Origin of the sequence: Mesorhizobium sp. dw_380 (genome assembly GCF_018588885.1) — a bacterium.
GTDB lineage: Bacteria > Pseudomonadota > Alphaproteobacteria > Rhizobiales > Rhizobiaceae > Mesorhizobium.
The window spans coordinates 38,296-54,548 of record NZ_JAFFIW010000041.1; the positions used below are offsets into that span (position 1 = coordinate 38,296).

Here is a 16,253-nt window from a genome sequence, read left to right on the forward strand (position 1 = left end):
CATTCACGCAGCCGCAGGGATCGCCGCGGCGAACGTCTCCGCGACGTGGCGCGCGCTCACCATGATCGACCGACCATGACTGGCGGGAAGCCGGACCTGCCGAGAGACCCTGCCGGCGACGAAGCTGGCAACAGCAAGCACGAGGATGCCCGATGGACCGCAATCCCTTTTCCGAAGCCGAAATCGCCGGCCGCCTCGCAAGGATCCGCAAGGCGCTGGCCGAGCGCGAACTCGATGCCGCGGTCTTCGCTTCGCCGGAAAACGTCTTCTACCTGACCGGGCTCGACCACTGGGGATATTTTGCCCCGCACCTGCTGATCGTTCCGCTCGAAGGCAAGCCGGTTCTGGTCACCCGTTCAATGGAAAGGATGACGATCGAGAAGCAGGTGACGGCAGCGGAATTCCGCGGCCATTCCGACAGCGAAACGGCGGCCGACCTTGCCGCGCGGGTGCTCGCGGAATTAGGCCTGTTGGGCAAGCGGATCGGCCTCGAATACTGGACGGCAGGCCTCAGCCATGGGCTTGCCATGGCACTGCAGGCGCAGGCTGATGCCAAATGGAGCGACGTCTCCGGCCTGGTCGACAGGATGCGGCGGGTGAAGAGTGCCGAGGAACAGGCCCTGATGCGGCGCGCCGCCGAGGTAACCGACGCCGCCGCAGGGGCCGCGATCGCCGCGATCTCGGACGGCGCCGCCGAACAGGAGGTCGCCGCCCAATGTGTTTCCGCGATGATCCGCGCCGGCGGCCACGCGCCGGGTTTCGGCCCGTTCATCCGCCCGGCCGCACGGCTTGGCGAGGAGCATACGACCTGGGGCGACGGCATCTATCGCAAGGGCGAGCCGGTCTTCGTCGAACTGTCCGGCTGCATCTCGCGCTACCACGCGCCACTCGGCCGACTTGTGCGCATCGGCGACATCAGCGACAAGGACGCCGCGATGGCCGAAGTGACCGCCAAGGCATTCGACGCGGTCGTCAAGGCCCTGCGGCCCGGGGCCAAGGCGCGCGACGTCTACGCCGCCTGGCAGGCTGTCGCCGACGAGGCGGGCCTTTCCCACTATCGCCGCCATCACTGCGGCTATCTTGTCGGTGCCGGCCAGCCGCCATCGTGGACCGGCGGCAATTCGGTGACCGGGCTCCGGCACGATTCCGATCTCGAGATCGAGACGGGGATGAGCTTCCACATCCTGTCCTGGCTGATGGGCACGGGGCGTGGCGACGACTTCGTCTCCAACACCGTGCTTTTGACCGACGCGGGCGCCGAAGTGCTGACCCGCACGCCGGCCGGCCCGATCGTTCGATAGGACCATATGCATGGCGCCCTACTCGGCATTCTCAATTTTCCGCAATGCGCTGTCCGGCCAGAAGAACTGGCAGCGCGCGTGGCGGGCGGCGGAGCCCAAGCCGGCTTACGACGTGATCGTCATCGGCGGTGGCGGACACGGCCTTGCCACCGCTTTCTATCTCGCCGAGAACCACGGCATACGCAATGTCGCCGTGCTCGAAAAAGGTTATATCGGCGGCGGCAATGTCGGCCGCAACACCACGGTCATCCGCTCCAACTACCTGCTCGACGGCAACACCCAGTTCTACGAATTCTCGATGAAGCTCTGGGAGGGCATGTCGCGGACGCTGAACTTCAACGTCATGTTCTCGCAGCGCGGCCAGCTCGTCACGGCGCATTCGGCCGACCAGCTCGACGGCTTCAGCCACCGCGCCAACATCATGCAGTTGAACGGCATCGACGCCGACATCCTCGATCGCGACGAGGTGCGCCGGCTGGTGCCTTATCTCGACTTCTCCGACACGGCCCGCTTCCCGATCCACGGCGCCATTTTCCAGGGCCGCGCCGGCACGGCGCGTCACGACGCCGTCGCCTGGGGCTATGCGCGCGCGGCCGATGGCCATGGCGTCGACATCATCCAGAACTGCGAAGTGACGGGCTTTGTCCGCGACGGCGAGCGGATCGTCGGCGTCGAGACGACGAAGGGCCGGATCGGCGCCGGCAAGGTCGGCCTCGCTGTCGCCGGCCACACATCCATCCTCGGTGCCAAGGCCGGGCTTGAACTGCCGATCGAAAGCCATGTCCTGCAGGCCTTCGTCACCGAACCGCTGAAACCGCTGGTCGACCATGTCGTCGCCTATGGCGCCGACCATTTCTACGTCAGCCAGTCGGACAAGGGCGGGCTGGTGTTCGGCGGTAACCTCGATGGCTACAATTCCTACGCCCAGCGCGGCAATCTCGGCGTCGTGCGCGAGGTTGCCGAAGCGGCGATCGCCTTGATGCCATGCATCTCGCGCATCCGTCTGCTGCGCCATTGGGGCGGCGTCATGGACATGACGCCGGATGCCAGCCCGATCATCTGCCCAACACCCGTCGACGGTCTCTATCTCAACGGCGGCTGGTGCTATGGCGGCTTCAAGGCGACGCCGGCTTCCGGCTGGTGCTTTGCCCACACGATCGCCACCGGCAAGCCGCATCCGTTGAGCGCGGCCTATGGGCTCGACCGTTTCCGGACCGGCCGCACACTGGACGAGGCCGGCGCCGGCCCCTCCGCCTGGCTGCAATAGGAGACCAGGGAAAATGCTGCGTATCGAATGCCCCTGCTGCGGTCCGCGCGACCATGACGAGTTCCGCTATGGCGGCGACGCCTCCGTCAGGCGGCCGGCCCATGACGATCCCGATCTGGAGGCTTGGTACGCCTATGTCTACGTCCGCAAAAACCCGGCAGGCCTCCACCGCGAGTTCTGGCAGCACGTGATCGGCTGTCGCCAGTGGCTCGTGGTCGAGCGCGACACGCGCAACCACGTCATCTCTTCGGTCGCCTTCGCCAGGACATCGCAAGCATGAACGTCCAGAACCAGCGACTGCCGGTCGGCGGCCGCATCGACCGCTCCCGCCCCATCGAATTCAGCTTCGACGGCCGAAAACTAACCGGATATCGCGGCGACACGCTTGCATCCGCACTGCTTGCCAACGACGTCACCCTGGTTGGGCGCAGCTTCAAATATCATCGCCCGCGCGGCATTCTTTCCGCCGGGCCGGAGGAGCCAAACGCACTGGTCACGCTCGGGACCGGCGGCAGGCGCGAGCCGAACCTGCCGGCGACGACGCTGGAACTTGGCGACGGCATGGCCACGGAAAGCCAGAACCGCTGGCCGTCGCTCGCCTTCGACGTGCAAAGCATCAATGGCCTGTTTTCGCCGTTCCTTTCGGCCGGTTTCTACTACAAGACCTTCATGGGCCCGACACGGCGCGCCTGGATGGTCTACGAGCATTTCATCCGCGGGGCCGCTGGCCTCGGCCGGGCCGGCACCGAGCCGGATCCCGACCGCTACGAGGTTCGCCATGCCTTTGCCGATGTCGCGATCGTCGGCGGCGGTCCGGCGGGCCTGTCGGCGGCGCGCGCCGCCGCCGCGACCGGCGCGCGGATCACTCTGATCGAGCAGGATTTCCTGCTCGGCGGCCAGCTTCTGGCGGAACGGACCAACGGCACGGCGGCCGCATGGTTGAGCCACGCCCAAGCCGAACTGGAGAGCTTCGAGACCGTCACCTTGATGAAGCGGACCAGTGCTTTCGGCCTCTATGACGGCAATGTCATCGGCCTGGTCGAGCAGCGCGACCAGGCCGGCCCGACCGACGAAGCCCGGCAGACCGTCACCATGCTGCGCGCCCGCTCGATCGTTTTCGCCACCGGCGCCATCGAGCGTCCATTGGTGTTCCCGGACAACGACCGGCCCGGCGTCATGCTTGCCTCGGCCGCCCGGACCTATCTCAACCGCTTCGCCGTTTTGCCGGGCAGGAAGATCATCGTCGCCACCACCAATGACCGCGCTTGGCGCGCCGCCTTCGACCTTGCAGGTGCCGGTGCCGAGATGACGGTAGCGGACCAGCGCGCCGCCGCGCCCGCAGCGCTTGTCGCGGAAGCCGCCCGCCTCGGTGTCGCCGTGCGCACTGCGACACGCATTGCCGGCTTGCATGGCGGCCATGCCGTCAAGCGCGCGAAGCTCAGCGGACCGGACGGCCAGTTCGAGACCGATTGCGATCTGGTCTGCGTGTCCGGCGGCTGGTCGCCGACCGTGCATCTCACGTCGCATCTCGGCATCAAGCCTCGATATCGCGATGACATAGACGGCTTCGTGCCGGGCAGCTTTCGGGCCGACCGGTTTGGCGCCGGCGCGATGATGGGAATCTACGCGACCGCCGACGCCATCGAGGACGGTCATCGCGCCGGCATCGCGGCGGCATCCTTCTGCGGCAGGTCGACGGCCGCGCCGGCTCTTTCGAAGCTCGATCTGGGCGAAACCGTCTCGGTTCCGCTTCGCGAAGCACCTTCCGTCACTCGCGGAAAAGCCTTCGTCGATTTCCAGATGGACGTCACCACGAAGGACATCGAACTCGCCCATCGCGAAGGCTATGAATCGGTCGAGCACCTGAAGCGCTACACGACACTCGGCATGGGCACCGACCAGGGCAAGACCAGCAATTTCCTCGCACTGTCCGCGATGGCCGCGCTCCGCGCCGCAACGGTTCCCGAGACCGGCACCACGACCTTTCGTCCGCCCTTTACGCCGGTTGCCATCGGTGCGCTTGCCGGACGCGCCACGGGCCATCATTTCAAGCCGTTCCGCCGCACGCCGATGCACGACTGGCATAAGGCGAATGGCGCCGACATGCTGGAAGTCGGCCTATGGATGCGGCCGTGGTTCTACGGGCAATCCGGGGCCGATGTGAACGAAGCCTACGTCGCCGAAATGCGGAATGTGCGCCAGGCAGCGGGCCTGATGGACATCTCCACCTTGGGCAAGATCGACGTCCAGGGTCCCGATGCGGCGATTTTCCTGGACCGCGTCTATGCCAACGGCTTTGCCAAACTGCCGGTCGGCCGCGCCCGCTATGGTGTGATGCTGCGCGACGACGGCATCGTCCTCGACGACGGCACCACGACGCGGTTGGCGGAAACCCGGTTCTTCATGACCACGTCGACGGCCAAGGCCGCCGATGTGCTGTCACGGCTGGAATTCCTGCTCGATACGGCCTGGCCGGACCTGCGCGTCGCCGTCAGCTCGGTGAGCGACGAATGGGCGGCGATGTCGGTCGCCGGACCGAACAGCCGCGCCATCCTGGCGGCGGCGTTTCCGTCGCTCGACGTCTCCAACGAGGCGCTGCCGCATATGGGCTTGCTCGAAAGCCAATGGGAAGGCCGGGCGCTGCGCATCCTGCGTCTCAGCTATTCCGGCGAGCGCGCCTTCGAGATCTATGTCGGCGCGACTGCCGGTGAAGGGCTCTGGAGACACTTGCTCGAAACCGGCGGGCGGTTCGATCTGAGGCCCTATGGCGTCGAGGCGCTCGGCGCGCTGCGGGTCGAGAAAGGCCATGTCGCAGGCCCCGAGATCGACGGGCGCACGACGATTGACGATCTCGGCCTCGGCCGCATGGCCGGCAAGCGCGCCGGCTTCGCCGGCGATGTGCTGCGGCGGCGTCCTGCCTTCATGGCGCCTGACCGGCACCGCCTGGTCGGCCTGGAATGCATCGAGGACGGGAAGCGCCTGCGCGGCGGCGCCATCCTGTTCCTGCCGGGCGAGACCGCCGCCGGCCACGGGCGCGGGCGGGTCACCTCCGTCACCTTCAGTCCTGAACGCGGCCACTATGTCGGGCTGGCACTGCTTGCCGGCGATGTGGCGACAGAGGGAAGTGAAATCGTTGCCGTCTATCCAATGAAGGCCGAGACGGTGCGTGCCCGCATCGTCTCGCCGGTGTTCCTCGATGCGCAAGGAGAACGGCTGCATGGCTAGCCCGGATTTCAGTCTGTCCGTGGCCGATTGCCCGCTCATCCAAGTCGAGGGCTGGGATGGAACGCTCAGGCAGTTCGAAACGAACCTTTCGGCATCGCTCGGCACGGGCCTTCCCGCCTCGGTCGGCGAGACGGTTCGTCACGAGAACCTTCTCATCATCCGCGTCGCACCCCGTCGTCTCTGGCTTGCTCTCGATGACGGCGCGCCGGCGCCGTCCCTTGCCATCGATCCGGATCTCGGCTGTTCGGTTTCCCTTGGCGAAGGCCGCGTGCGGTTCAGCCTGGCCGGTGCCGATATCGCAAGGGTGCTCTCGACCTGCATCGCCGTCGACTGGCAGTCGCCGGCAGCGGCTCCGGGCCACGCCGTGCAGACGTCCTTCCATCATGTGCCGGTGCTCCTGCTGCGCACCGGCGAGGCCGCATGCGATCTGGTCGTGCCGCGAAGCTTCGCCCGCAGCCTCTCCGATTGGATTGCCGACGGCTCAACCGGAGCCATCTAATTTCTTGCTGGCCAGTCGCGCAGAAACGTAATCCCAAACTTCGGCGCGGCTGCCTTGAGCCGCTCAATATCGCCGGAGGTCGGCGGCCCGGCGACCTCTCCCTTGGGCAGTTCATGACCACCTTCGGCGAGAAACTGATCGAATCCACTTGGCGTGCCTATCAGGATATAACGGACGGGCTGGTTGCCAGGATTCATGAGCTGGTGCGGGATGCCGCGCTTTAAAAACAGGCTCTCGCCCGGCGAGAGTGTCTGGACCTCGCCATCCACGACCGCGGTCAATTGCCCTTCGACGACGTAGACCGTCTCATCGTCGTTTGCATGGACATGGATCGGCGTCTTCGTCTGCCCGGCACTTCTGTTTTCGAGCAGGCAAAGCACGCCTTCCGTCTGTTTGCCGCAAACCAGTCGCTTCATGACGACGCCTGCGAGCACAAATTCCTTCGGTTCGAGATCTGTCATTGATCCAATCCTGCCTAATATTGAGCGCCTCCTGATTCAGCGCGAGCCCGTCCCACCTTCGTCTGGCTCCTAAACACCCAATACGGCCTTCACGCGTTCTCGGGTGTAGGGAAGGTCGTGGATGCGCTTTCCCGTTGCATGGCGGAACGCATTGGCGATCGCGCCGGCAGTCGGCCCCTGCGCCGCTTCCGCCACGCCGAGATAGGGCGAGCCGGGATTGTCGACGACGTGCACCTCGACGCTGTCGGGGACGGCGCTGAAGCGCAGGATCGGATAGGCCGACCAGTCGGCGCTGAGGATGCGGGTGTCGTTGAAATGGACGGCCTCGTAGAGCGTCCAGCTCAACGATTGCAATATGCCGCCTTCGGTCTGGTTGATGATGGAATCCGGTGCCACCACCTCGCCGCAGTCGACCGCGCACACAATATGCGAGATGGCGATGGCGCCGCTGTCGCGGTCGACATCCGCTTCCAACGCGATGGCGAGATAGGCGGCATGGTTCTTGTATTTGGCGAAGGCAAAGCCCCTGCCCCGGCCTTCCGGCATCGGATCGCTGTTCCAGCCGAATTTCTCTGCCGCCACCTCGATCACCTTCTTGGCGCGCGGGTCCTTCAGGTGACGCAGCCTGTATTCGACGCGGTCGGCATTGGCCGCCAGCGCCAGTTCGTCCATGAAGCTTTCGATGGAAAAGACATTGCAATAGGCGCCGAGCCCGCGCAGCGCCGAGACGCGCACCGGCATGTCGGCGACGAAATGCCAGTTCACGCGCTGGTTCGGCACGTCGTAAAGCGGGATGGCGTTGCGGTCGCCATTGCCGAGAGGCGATATCTGCAGCTTGGCGGGATCGGGCGGAAAATGCTTTGCCATCAGCCGCCCGGCAATCAGCGAACCGGCCGAACCCGGCCGTGTGCCGTGATTGTTGCTCCACAGATCATAGTGCCAGCTGACGATGGCGCCCTTGTCGTCGAGCGCTGCGCTGGCCCTGGTCAGCATGGCCGGGCCGTAGGGTTCCCACAGATGCTCTTGGTCGCGCATCCACTGCACGCGCACCGGCGTGCCGGGCAGCGACTGTGCAATCAGCGCGGCATCGGCGGCCGCGTCGTCGGCGCCATTGTGGCCGTAGCAGCCAGAGCCCTCGGTGTGGATGCAGCGCACCTTCTCCGGCGGCACTCCAAGCATCTGCGCAATCGCCTTGCGGTCGGGATAGACGCCTTGCGTGTGCGTCCACACCGTCGTCAGGCCGTTGTCGAGCATGGCGGTGGCGCAGGAGGGACCGATCGAACCGTGCACCTGGTAGGCGCGGGTGAACCGCGCTTCGATCGCATTGACAGCACTCGACAAATGGAAGTCCATGCCGCCGAAGGGCTGCGGGCGGCTGCCGTCATGGCAGGTCGCGCAGGCTGCCTGGAAGATCACCGCGCCGCGCCCGGAAGCTGTCGCCGCCGATGCCGACACCGGGATCGGCATTGTACCCGCATCAGCGGAGAGCTTCGTGCGGATCTCCCGTGCTTTCGTGACACGCTGCGGCGACGGTTCGCCCATCTGTGATGCGACATAGGTGGCCATGGCGCTGATGTCGGCGTCTGGGTGCCGGCCGAGATTGCCGGTCGCCTCGCCCATCGGGCCGTTGGCGACGCCGTGGTCGGGATGCCAGCCCTGGCGCAGATAGGCAAACAGGCTGTCATGCGTCCACGGCACCGGCGCCGGCGAGCCGGCATTGAGCGCGAAGGCCGTCCAGCCTTCTGCCTCACTACCGGCGAGATGCGATCCCCTCTTCTCGGCGCCCAGGATATTGCGCGGCGTGTGGCAGGCGCCGCAATGTCCAAGTCCGTTGACGAGATAGGCGCCACGATTCCATTCCGCACTTTCCGAGGCGATGGTCTGGTAGGCGCCCTTGTTGAAGAACAGCAGCTTCCAGTCAGCCAGCACCAGGCGGACATTGAGCGGGAATGGCAATTCGTTGGCAGGCGGACGCCTGTTCACCGGCTGGCGTGTCATCAGGTAGGCATAGAGCGCGCCATCGTCCTCGTCCGAGGCCAGCGTGAAATGATCGTAGGGAAAGGCCGGGTAGAGGTGGTTGCCGGCACGATCGACCCCTTCGCGCATGGCGCGGGTGAAGGCAGCTTGCGACCAATGGCCAATGCCTGTCTCAGGGTCGGGCGTGATGTTGGTAGAATAGATCTGCCGAAAGGGGGTCGGCACGGCAAGCCCGCCGGCAAATGACCTGTCGCCCGGCTTGGTGTGGCAGGACGTGCAATTGCCGACGGCGGCCAGCACGGCGCCTTTCTCGATCAGCGCCTGGTCGAAGGCGGACCGCTGCGGCGGCTCGACAGGATCGATCGCCGGCTTCCAGGCATAGGCGAAGAACCCGGTGGCACACACCACGACAAGAACGCCAACGCCCAGCCACAAGCGTTTCAAGCATTATCCTCCTTTGCGGACCATGCAGCCTCGGGACGCTCGCGATCGGATTTTCCGCATGTTGCACGCTCACCGTGCGGGAACAGCTAGGCGCGATGGCCCCTCCGTCAACCGACGGATTTGTCCGATTCCTTCAACTTACGATCATCGCTTGCGAGGAGATGTCGATCCCGTGGCGTGGACCGGAGGTTCTTCATTCTCGTCGGGATTGGGCAGCGGGGTTTCGTCCGGGAGCCTTTCCGGCTCGGGCTCCTCGATCGGTTCAGGCTTCCATGTTGGAGCCGGCATGGGTACATCGCGATTTGGGTCGGGTTCTCTTGGCTGCTGCATCGAAATGATCTCCGTTCAGCTGGCACAACTCGTCGGCGCTGCCATGGTTCCTGACAGAATCCTCAACTGTTGTGATCGTTGTGAAGTCGGGATCGCGCATGCCGGCGGTCGCAACGAGGCATTGGGCGCCGCGCTTTGCAGGTCTTTCGGCACCGGTCCGATTTTCGAGTCGTTGTCTTCAGCAGCGATCGGGAGAACCGTCATGAAGGACAAGGCAGGCAGATCTCGACAACAGATTGCCGCAGGTCGCCATCGACGATCAGCAGGTGCGACAGCTGGCGGCCACGACCGACTTGCCGTCCAGCCAGGCTCGCGAACTGGTGCGCCGCTAAGCCTCGGAGGATTGGCGCCCCCTCTTATTTCTGACGAAAGGCGGAGTGGAACGACACAACTAGCGGGCCGAGGATATAGTCGAGTGCGGTGCGTTGCTCGGTAACGATCATGACTGACGCCGGCATGCCTGGATAAAGGGCAATCTGTGGGGCCGCGGCCAATTCCACCGGATCGACTGCTACATCGGCGAGATAGTAGGGAAATCCGGTTTTGCTGTCGGTGATGCGATCCGCCGAAATGCGGGTGACGCGGCCGTGAATTATGGGTATCGATCGCTGCTTGTATGATGTGAAACGAACTTCGGCGGCCATGTCGGGTCGCAGGTTCGATATGTCCTCGACGCGAATCTGCGCCTGGACGATCAGCGAATTCTCAGTCGGCACGATGTCGAGGATGGTCTGCCCTGGCGCGACGATCGCGCCGATCGAGAAGACGCTAAGGCCCATCACCTGGCCATCATAGGGCGCGCGAACTTCGGCTCGGTCCATGGCAGCCTGGGCGGCAAACATCTTGGGCACCAGGTCGGCAAGGTTCGATTGCGTATCGATCAGCATGGCTGACAGCTTGGCTCGACGCTCATTGGTCAATTGTGCGATCTGGCTCTCGAGTTCGGCTTTGCTCTGTTGGCTGCCGCCGATTGCGCCGAGGTTCTCGTCGATCAAGCCCTGCAGATCCGAGGCGGATCTTTCCAGTTCGAGAATGCGTGGGCGCGTCGTCAAGCCGGCCTTGAGCAGCTTCGACAGGCTGGCCTTCTCGTTGATCGTCGATTGCAGCTGAGCCTGATAAGATTGGACCCGAGCCTGCTTACCTTGGATCTGCTCCTCGAGCTCGGCAATCCGCCGCTTGAGGATTTGCCTGGCGCCGGCCATCGAGGCGCGTTGGGTTTCCAGATCGGCAATCTGGTTTGCCATTGCATCCTTGAGGTAGGCCTCGTGCTCCTTGAGGATATCCTGCGGGAAGGCAACAGCCTCGCTGCCGTCCAGTTCGGCCCGAATCCTGGCCTCGGTCGCGCGCAACAGCGCATACTGCTGGGCATAGAGATTGAACTCGGACCGAATCCGGGTGTCGTCCAGCATCAGCATCAAGTCGCCCTTCCTGACGACGTCACCATCCTTGACGCGGATCTCCTTCACCGTTCCGCCGTCGAAGTGCTGTACGCTCTTGCGATTGCCCTCCACCTTGACGACAGCGTCGGCAAGGACGGCGCCGTTTAGCGGCGCAAAGGCCGCCCAGCCGCCAAAGATGCCGAAGAAGGCAAGAATGATCAGCAGGCCGATACAGGCCGGCAGCCGGATCGAATCCGAAGCCAGGCTACCGGCCTCGCCGGGCAGGCTCCGGTAGGTGAGGGCGCCGTCGCTCATCGATCTCTCCGAATACGGCTCATTGGGTTGCCACCACCATTGGCGCCGCGCGCTGGTTGAGCAGTGCCACGATCTCGTTTCTCATGCCGAAGGCCTCGACGGCGCCATCGCGCAACAGAAGGATCTTGTCGACATTCGCCAGGGTCGAGGGCCGGTGCGAGACGATGATCACGGTGCTGCCACGGCGCTTGAGCTCGATCGCACAGTCGCTCAGCGCACGGTCGCCATCGGCATCGAGATTGGAACTCGGTTCGTCGAGAATGATCAGTTTCGGCATTCCAAACACCGCCCGGGCCAGAGCAATCCGTTGCCGATATCCTCCCGACAGCACCGCGCCGCCCTCGCCGATCTGGGTCTCATAGCCCTGCGGCAGACGGATGATCATATCGTGCACGCCGGCGAGCCGCGCGGCCTCGATCACCTCTTGGTCGACATTGGTCTTGAAGCGCCCGATGTTGGCGGCAACCGTATCGGAGAACAGTTCGATGTCTTGGGGCAGGTAGCCGATGTGGTCGCCGAGCGCATCGTGGCCCCACTGCGACAGGTCGGCGCCGTCCAGCCTGACGGTGCCGCGGCTGGGCTGCATGACGCCGGCGAGGTTACGTGCCAGCGTTGACTTGCCGGCGCCCGAAGGGCCGACGATTCCGAGTGCCTCGCCCGCTTCCAGTCGAAATGATATGTCCCGCAGAAGCACTTTCTGCTGGCTTGGAATTGCATAGCTGACCTGCTCGACGGAGATCTTGCCGCTAGGCTTCGGCAGGTTGAACGATCTTTCGTTGCGCCCGCCCCCGTCGACCAGCTTCTCGACCCTTGCCAGCGCCGCCCTGGCCAGGATCAGGGTGCGCCAGAGGCCGACGATCTGCTCGACAGGCTGCAACCCCCTGCCCAGCAGCAGACTCGCGGCGAACATGGTACCGCCGGTGATTTGCCGTTCGATGACCAGATAGGCGCCAAGGCCGAGGATCAGCGATTGCATGGTGAGCCGCAGGAACCGGATAAGGCCCGACATCAAGGCGGCGCGGTCGCTTGCTTCCGCCTGTCGCCGCAGAGCCAGGTTGCGGTCGCGCCCCCAGCGGCGGATGAGGCCGTCGATCATACCCATGGCGCGAACGACTTCCGCGTTCCTGAGGCTCATCTCGGTAAAGTTATAGTTGGTCGTCGCGAGGTCGTTGGCCTGCTTCAGCGGCGAACGCACCAGATACTCGTTGAGCACGGCCATGGCGATCAGGAGCAGCGAGCAACCGAGCGCGAAGAAGCCGAGCCACGGATGCAGCAGGAAGATGATACCGACGTAGATAGGGGACCATGGCAGGTCAAACAAAGCGTGGATGCCGCTGCCGGTGATCACCTGCCTGAACGTGTCGAAATCGCGGATAGGCTGGCTCGGCGAGGAGCCGGGCGACGGGGTTTCGACCGACGCGGCGAGGATCCTTGCCGAAAGCAGCCGGTCGAGCCGCGCGCTGGCACGCGTCAGGATCCAGGCGCGCACCAGGTCGAGGCCGGCCAGAGAAAGAAACGCCGCCAGCAACACCAGGGTCAGCATCACCAGCGTGGTTTCGCTGCCGCTGGTGACGACCCGGTCGTAGATCTGCAGCATGTAAAGCGGGGAGGCCAGGTAGAGCAGATTGATCGCCAGGCTGAATGCCGCCGCAACCAGAAAATAGCGGCGGCACGCCCGAAGCGCATCCTTCACAATTCGAGACTTGCTATCCACTTCCAGAACCCCACTCGATACCCGTCAGGCCAGGTGAGCCGCCGCTGCCGGCGTCCCTTTTTTTGGCTCACACCACGAAGTCGCTTGAAATTGCCCCACTGCCGATGCCTGTCAGCGCAAATTCCGCCGGATTGTACGAAACGACGGTGTGGCCTTGGCCGTCATCGGCAAGCTTGAAGCCGTTCGCATCATAGACGCCCATCAGATGCAGCGCGGTACCGTGGGTGCCGTCCGAAACGGTCAGCGTTCCGCCGCTGCCATCCTGGTTTGCCTCATAGACGGCCGTCGTTCCCGCACCGAACAGGATGTCGCCGAGGTCCAGCCTGTCGTCATTGGTGATGCCGCCGATCCGTCCGCTGTAATCGAAGGAATCGTCGAGTTGCAGCGTGCCGGCAGCGTCGTGCCCGAAGGTGACGTCCGTCGACGAAGCGGCGCCGAACTCGAGCTTCGAGAGATTGCCGATCGTGGCATCGCCATCGCCGGTGACCTGGCCGTGGATGACGATGTCACCGCCATTGGCCCAGAGCATGCCTGAATTCGCCACGCCGCCGGCGACCGTCAAGCCGCCCGACCCCGTTGCCTCAAGCGTTCCGGAGTTGGTGACGACGCTGCCACCGGTATCTATGACCAGGGCATTCGAGCCGGTGGCGATAATGGTGCCCTGGTTATCGAGGCTGAGCATGCCGCCGCCCAGCTGGCCGGCGCCCGAGATCGTGTTGTCGACATTGACCAGGGAGACGTCCGGTCCTGTGCCGGAGATCACGTTGGCGGCGCTGTCGGACAGCAGGATCTGCCCGCCACCCTGCAGGGTCACGCCATGCTGGATAACCTGCAGCAGCGTATCGCCGCCGGTCGAGTCGAGCGAGATGAGGCCGCTGTTGTTGATAATGCCGCTCAGCGGCAGCAACGCGCCGTCGCCGATCGTCATGGTGCCTGAATTGTTGACCACCGGTGTCTGGTCGAAGACGAAATTGCTTCCAGTCAGCGCGTTCGAGTGCACGCCGTCCAGCGTGATCGACTGTCCGTCGCCGAGCGTTATCACCGCGTTTCCGTTGGCGTCGTCGGCGATATGCGTCTGGAGGTCGGCAAAGTCCGCCAATCCGTTGTAGCCGATGAGGTCGATCTGGTCGGCCGCCGCATCGAAATTGTGCACCGTGTCGGCGCCGATCGGTTGCGAGAAGACGAAGAGATCGTTGCCGTGGGAGCCTGTCAGCACGTCGTCGCCGGACCAGGCAAAGATCGGAGAACCCGGCGCATAGGCCTCGACGTTGTCGGTGATCATGGCGAGCCCGGTCCCGCCGGCGGAATCGACCCAGGTTTGCGAAATATGCAGCGAGAGTGCGCCGGCGTAGTTCCCTGGCGTGGTGATGGCGAGCGTTGTGACATCATTGGTTTGCATCGACCAGGTGCCATCGAGGTTGTCGGTACCCTCGCTCAGCGTCCAACCCACGGGAACGCCGCTGATGGTGACGTTCACCGAGCCGATGTGATCCGCCGGGTTGGTCAAGCCGAGGTTGATGGCTTCGCCCGCGGTTCCTGCTGGAGCGAGATGTGCCTGACTGATGTTGGTCAGGGTGACTCCCACAAGGTCTACCAAAATGTCATTTGCGACGTTCTGGCTGGTGCCGACCTGCTCAAAGACATAAGTATGCGCCGTTCCGCCGATGTTCGCCACGAATGCAACAGCTGCGCCTGTGCCAGTGGCTATATCGTTGTTGTGGAGGTACTGCACGACGGCTGCGACGTTGGCGGTGGACGATAGTGTTAGGGCTGACGCAAAGGTATTGGCGTCATCGAACGTAATGATGCCATTCGTGATGGCATGTGATTTCACTGTTTGACCACCGATGGTCAATGTCGAATCACTGCCGTCAGTGCCGGCGGTATTACCCGTCACGTTTGTGACTGGGAGATTTAGAAAATCGTTAGTCCCCGTCGTAGTAAAGTCGGTAATGACATCATAGCCGGCAATCGTACCGGCGTCTCCAGAGCCTGCAGTAGTGCCCTTGGACTCCCCGCTGCCGACAGTAAAGGTGTCGGCACCTCCCCCGCCTGTCAGGGTGTCAGCACCGCCTCCGCCTGTGATGGTGTCAGCGCCGATGCCTGCTCCACCGTTGATCGTGTCATTGCCGGAACCGCCGGTCAGGGTGTCATCACCGCCGTTCCCGGAACTGCCGATGATATTGAAGGCTCCAGTCGTGACTGCGCTTGCGTTGACAATGAGGTCGCCTTGTCCTGTGATTCCCGATCCGTCGATCGTCAACGTGCCGTTGTTCTGGAAGGTCGATGCGAAGATGTACGTGTCGCTGTGATTTCCGCTGTTGGCATCGATCAGTACGAGCGATTCGAAGTTCGTGAGCAGCGTATTTCCCACCCCATCTCCAAACGTATGAGTGCCAAGACTCCCGTCGGTGATGGTCAGCGTATCGGTGCCGGTACCGCCGGTTATCTTGTCTCCATTGTTCAGAGTGGCATCTGTTCCATTTACATTGTTTGTGCCGGACGTGTAGAAAACGGTATCTGTGCCCGTCGTCAGCGTGAACGGATTTGGGCTGTTCACAGAGTTCACAGAAATTGCAATCGTGTCAGTGTCGGTTAGCGCTCCGGCGTCGCTAGTCGCGATCTGGATGGAAGCCGATCCGCTGAAGCCTGATGTTGGTGCGAAACTCAGTCCGTTCAGTGCAGCATTGATGGCGGCATCCGTGCCGCTGAACGTCATCGTGCCGTCAGATGTGCCGTCGCCGACTGTGAACAACAGGCCAGAAGTGCCGTTGAGCGTGATGGCCCCGTTGGCTGCGGTCAACGTCACTGTATGGCTGGTATTGTCCGGATCGGAAATGGTGATCGCGTTGCTGTTGGCCGTGCTGAACACCTGTGCCGTATTCGTGGTGGTTGTTTGTGCGGCTGGCACGCCGTTCACTGGCGCATCGTTGGCCCCATTGATGGTGACGGTGAGCACTGCGGTGTCGGTCAGGCTGCCGTCACTGACGGTGTAGTTGAACGTGTCCGTGGTCGTGCCGCCGGTGTTGAGCGCCTGCACCGTCAAGTCGTTCTCGTTGACCACGTAGGTGTAGCTGCCGTCTGCGGCAATCGTGAGCGTGCCGTGCGCGCCGACCAGGCCGACACCCAGCGAACCGGCCGTGCCGGCGCCTTCGGTGCCGCCGGTGCGGATCGCGCTGACCGTCAGGCCGGCGCTATCGACATCGCTGTCGTTGGTCAGCACGTTGCCGGAACCATTGTTGCCACCAGATCCGTTTAGCGTGCCACTCTTCTCGGTTGCCGCAATTGCACCCGCACTGGCGCTGGTGTCATTTGCCGCAACCGGCGCGTCGTTGGTGCCG

Annotated in this window: 10 protein-coding genes; 5 read left to right on the plus strand and 5 right to left on the minus strand. The window is 63.8% G+C overall.

The features are described 5' to 3' along the window. Positions 1 to 152 precede the first annotated feature (152 nt). From JT360_RS27365 to JT360_RS27385, 5 genes are read left to right on the plus strand one after another with little or no spacing between them, the layout of a single operon-like run. Entirely contained in the window at positions 153 to 1,301 is a 1,149-nt protein-coding gene (locus tag JT360_RS27365; protein ID WP_214475618.1) for a M24 family metallopeptidase, read from the plus strand. A gap of 10 nt (positions 1,302 to 1,311) precedes the next feature. Then, positions 1,312 to 2,568, plus strand: a complete 1,257-nt coding sequence (locus tag JT360_RS27370) for a sarcosine oxidase subunit beta family protein (protein WP_214475620.1) — start codon at positions 1,312 to 1,314, stop codon at positions 2,566 to 2,568. A 13-nt stretch (positions 2,569 to 2,581) separates the two neighbouring features. Continuing rightward, positions 2,582 to 2,848 (plus strand): sarcosine oxidase subunit delta, encoded by a 267-nt coding sequence (locus JT360_RS27375; RefSeq protein ID WP_214475622.1) that lies wholly within the window; start codon positions 2,582 to 2,584, stop codon positions 2,846 to 2,848. Beyond that, on the plus strand, positions 2,845 to 5,793 hold the full coding sequence (locus tag JT360_RS27380) for a sarcosine oxidase subunit alpha family protein (RefSeq protein ID WP_214475623.1): 2,949 nt from the start codon (positions 2,845 to 2,847) through the stop codon (positions 5,791 to 5,793). Before JT360_RS27375 ends, JT360_RS27380 begins: the two co-directional genes overlap by 4 nt. Next, the gene (locus tag JT360_RS27385) at positions 5,786 to 6,292 is read left to right on the plus strand and encodes a sarcosine oxidase subunit gamma family protein (RefSeq protein ID WP_214475625.1); all 507 of its coding nucleotides are present in this window, start codon (positions 5,786 to 5,788) and stop codon (positions 6,290 to 6,292) included. The genes JT360_RS27380 and JT360_RS27385 overlap by 8 nt, the downstream gene beginning before the upstream one ends. Here the strand turns inward: JT360_RS27385 and JT360_RS27390 are convergent. From JT360_RS27390 to JT360_RS27410, 5 genes are all read right to left on the minus strand, one after another. Continuing rightward, on the minus strand, positions 6,289 to 6,753 hold the full coding sequence (locus JT360_RS27390; RefSeq protein ID WP_214475627.1) for a cupin domain-containing protein: 465 nt from the start codon (positions 6,751 to 6,753) through the stop codon (positions 6,289 to 6,291). The two genes, JT360_RS27385 and JT360_RS27390, sit on opposite strands and share 4 nt — an antisense overlap. A gap of 69 nt (positions 6,754 to 6,822) precedes the next feature. After that, positions 6,823 to 9,174, minus strand: coding sequence for a molybdopterin cofactor-binding domain-containing protein (locus JT360_RS33770; protein WP_250889112.1), 2,352 nt, complete (start codon positions 9,172 to 9,174; stop codon positions 6,823 to 6,825). A gap of 686 nt (positions 9,175 to 9,860) precedes the next feature. After that, positions 9,861 to 11,198, minus strand: coding sequence for an HlyD family type I secretion periplasmic adaptor subunit (locus JT360_RS27400; RefSeq protein ID WP_214475629.1), 1,338 nt, complete (start codon positions 11,196 to 11,198; stop codon positions 9,861 to 9,863). A gap of 19 nt (positions 11,199 to 11,217) precedes the next feature. Further along, the gene (locus JT360_RS27405) at positions 11,218 to 12,912 is read right to left on the minus strand and encodes a type I secretion system permease/ATPase (RefSeq protein WP_214475631.1); all 1,695 of its coding nucleotides are present in this window, start codon (positions 12,910 to 12,912) and stop codon (positions 11,218 to 11,220) included. A 67-nt stretch (positions 12,913 to 12,979) separates the two neighbouring features. Continuing rightward, a partial coding sequence (locus JT360_RS27410; RefSeq protein WP_214475632.1) for a beta strand repeat-containing protein occupies positions 12,980 to 16,253 on the minus strand: 3,274 nt, incomplete at its 5' end.

Bases quoted from the DNA above. Each gene is read 5' to 3' on its own strand.
- JT360_RS27385 (WP_214475625.1), top strand. From the start codon at position 5,786: ATGGCTAGCCCGGATTTCAGTCTGTCCGTGGCCGATTGCCCGCTCATC.
- JT360_RS27380 (WP_214475623.1), top strand. From the start codon at position 2,845: ATGAACGTCCAGAACCAGCGACTGCCGGTCGGCGGCCGCATCGACCGC.
- JT360_RS27400 (WP_214475629.1), bottom strand. From the start codon at position 11,198: ATGAGCGACGGCGCCCTCACCTACCGGAGCCTGCCCGGCGAGGCCGGT.
- JT360_RS27370 (WP_214475620.1), top strand. From the start codon at position 1,312: ATGGCGCCCTACTCGGCATTCTCAATTTTCCGCAATGCGCTGTCCGGC.
- JT360_RS27390 (WP_214475627.1), bottom strand. From the start codon at position 6,753: ATGACAGATCTCGAACCGAAGGAATTTGTGCTCGCAGGCGTCGTCATG.
- JT360_RS27365 (WP_214475618.1), top strand. From the start codon at position 153: ATGGACCGCAATCCCTTTTCCGAAGCCGAAATCGCCGGCCGCCTCGCA.
- JT360_RS27375 (WP_214475622.1), top strand. From the start codon at position 2,582: ATGCTGCGTATCGAATGCCCCTGCTGCGGTCCGCGCGACCATGACGAG.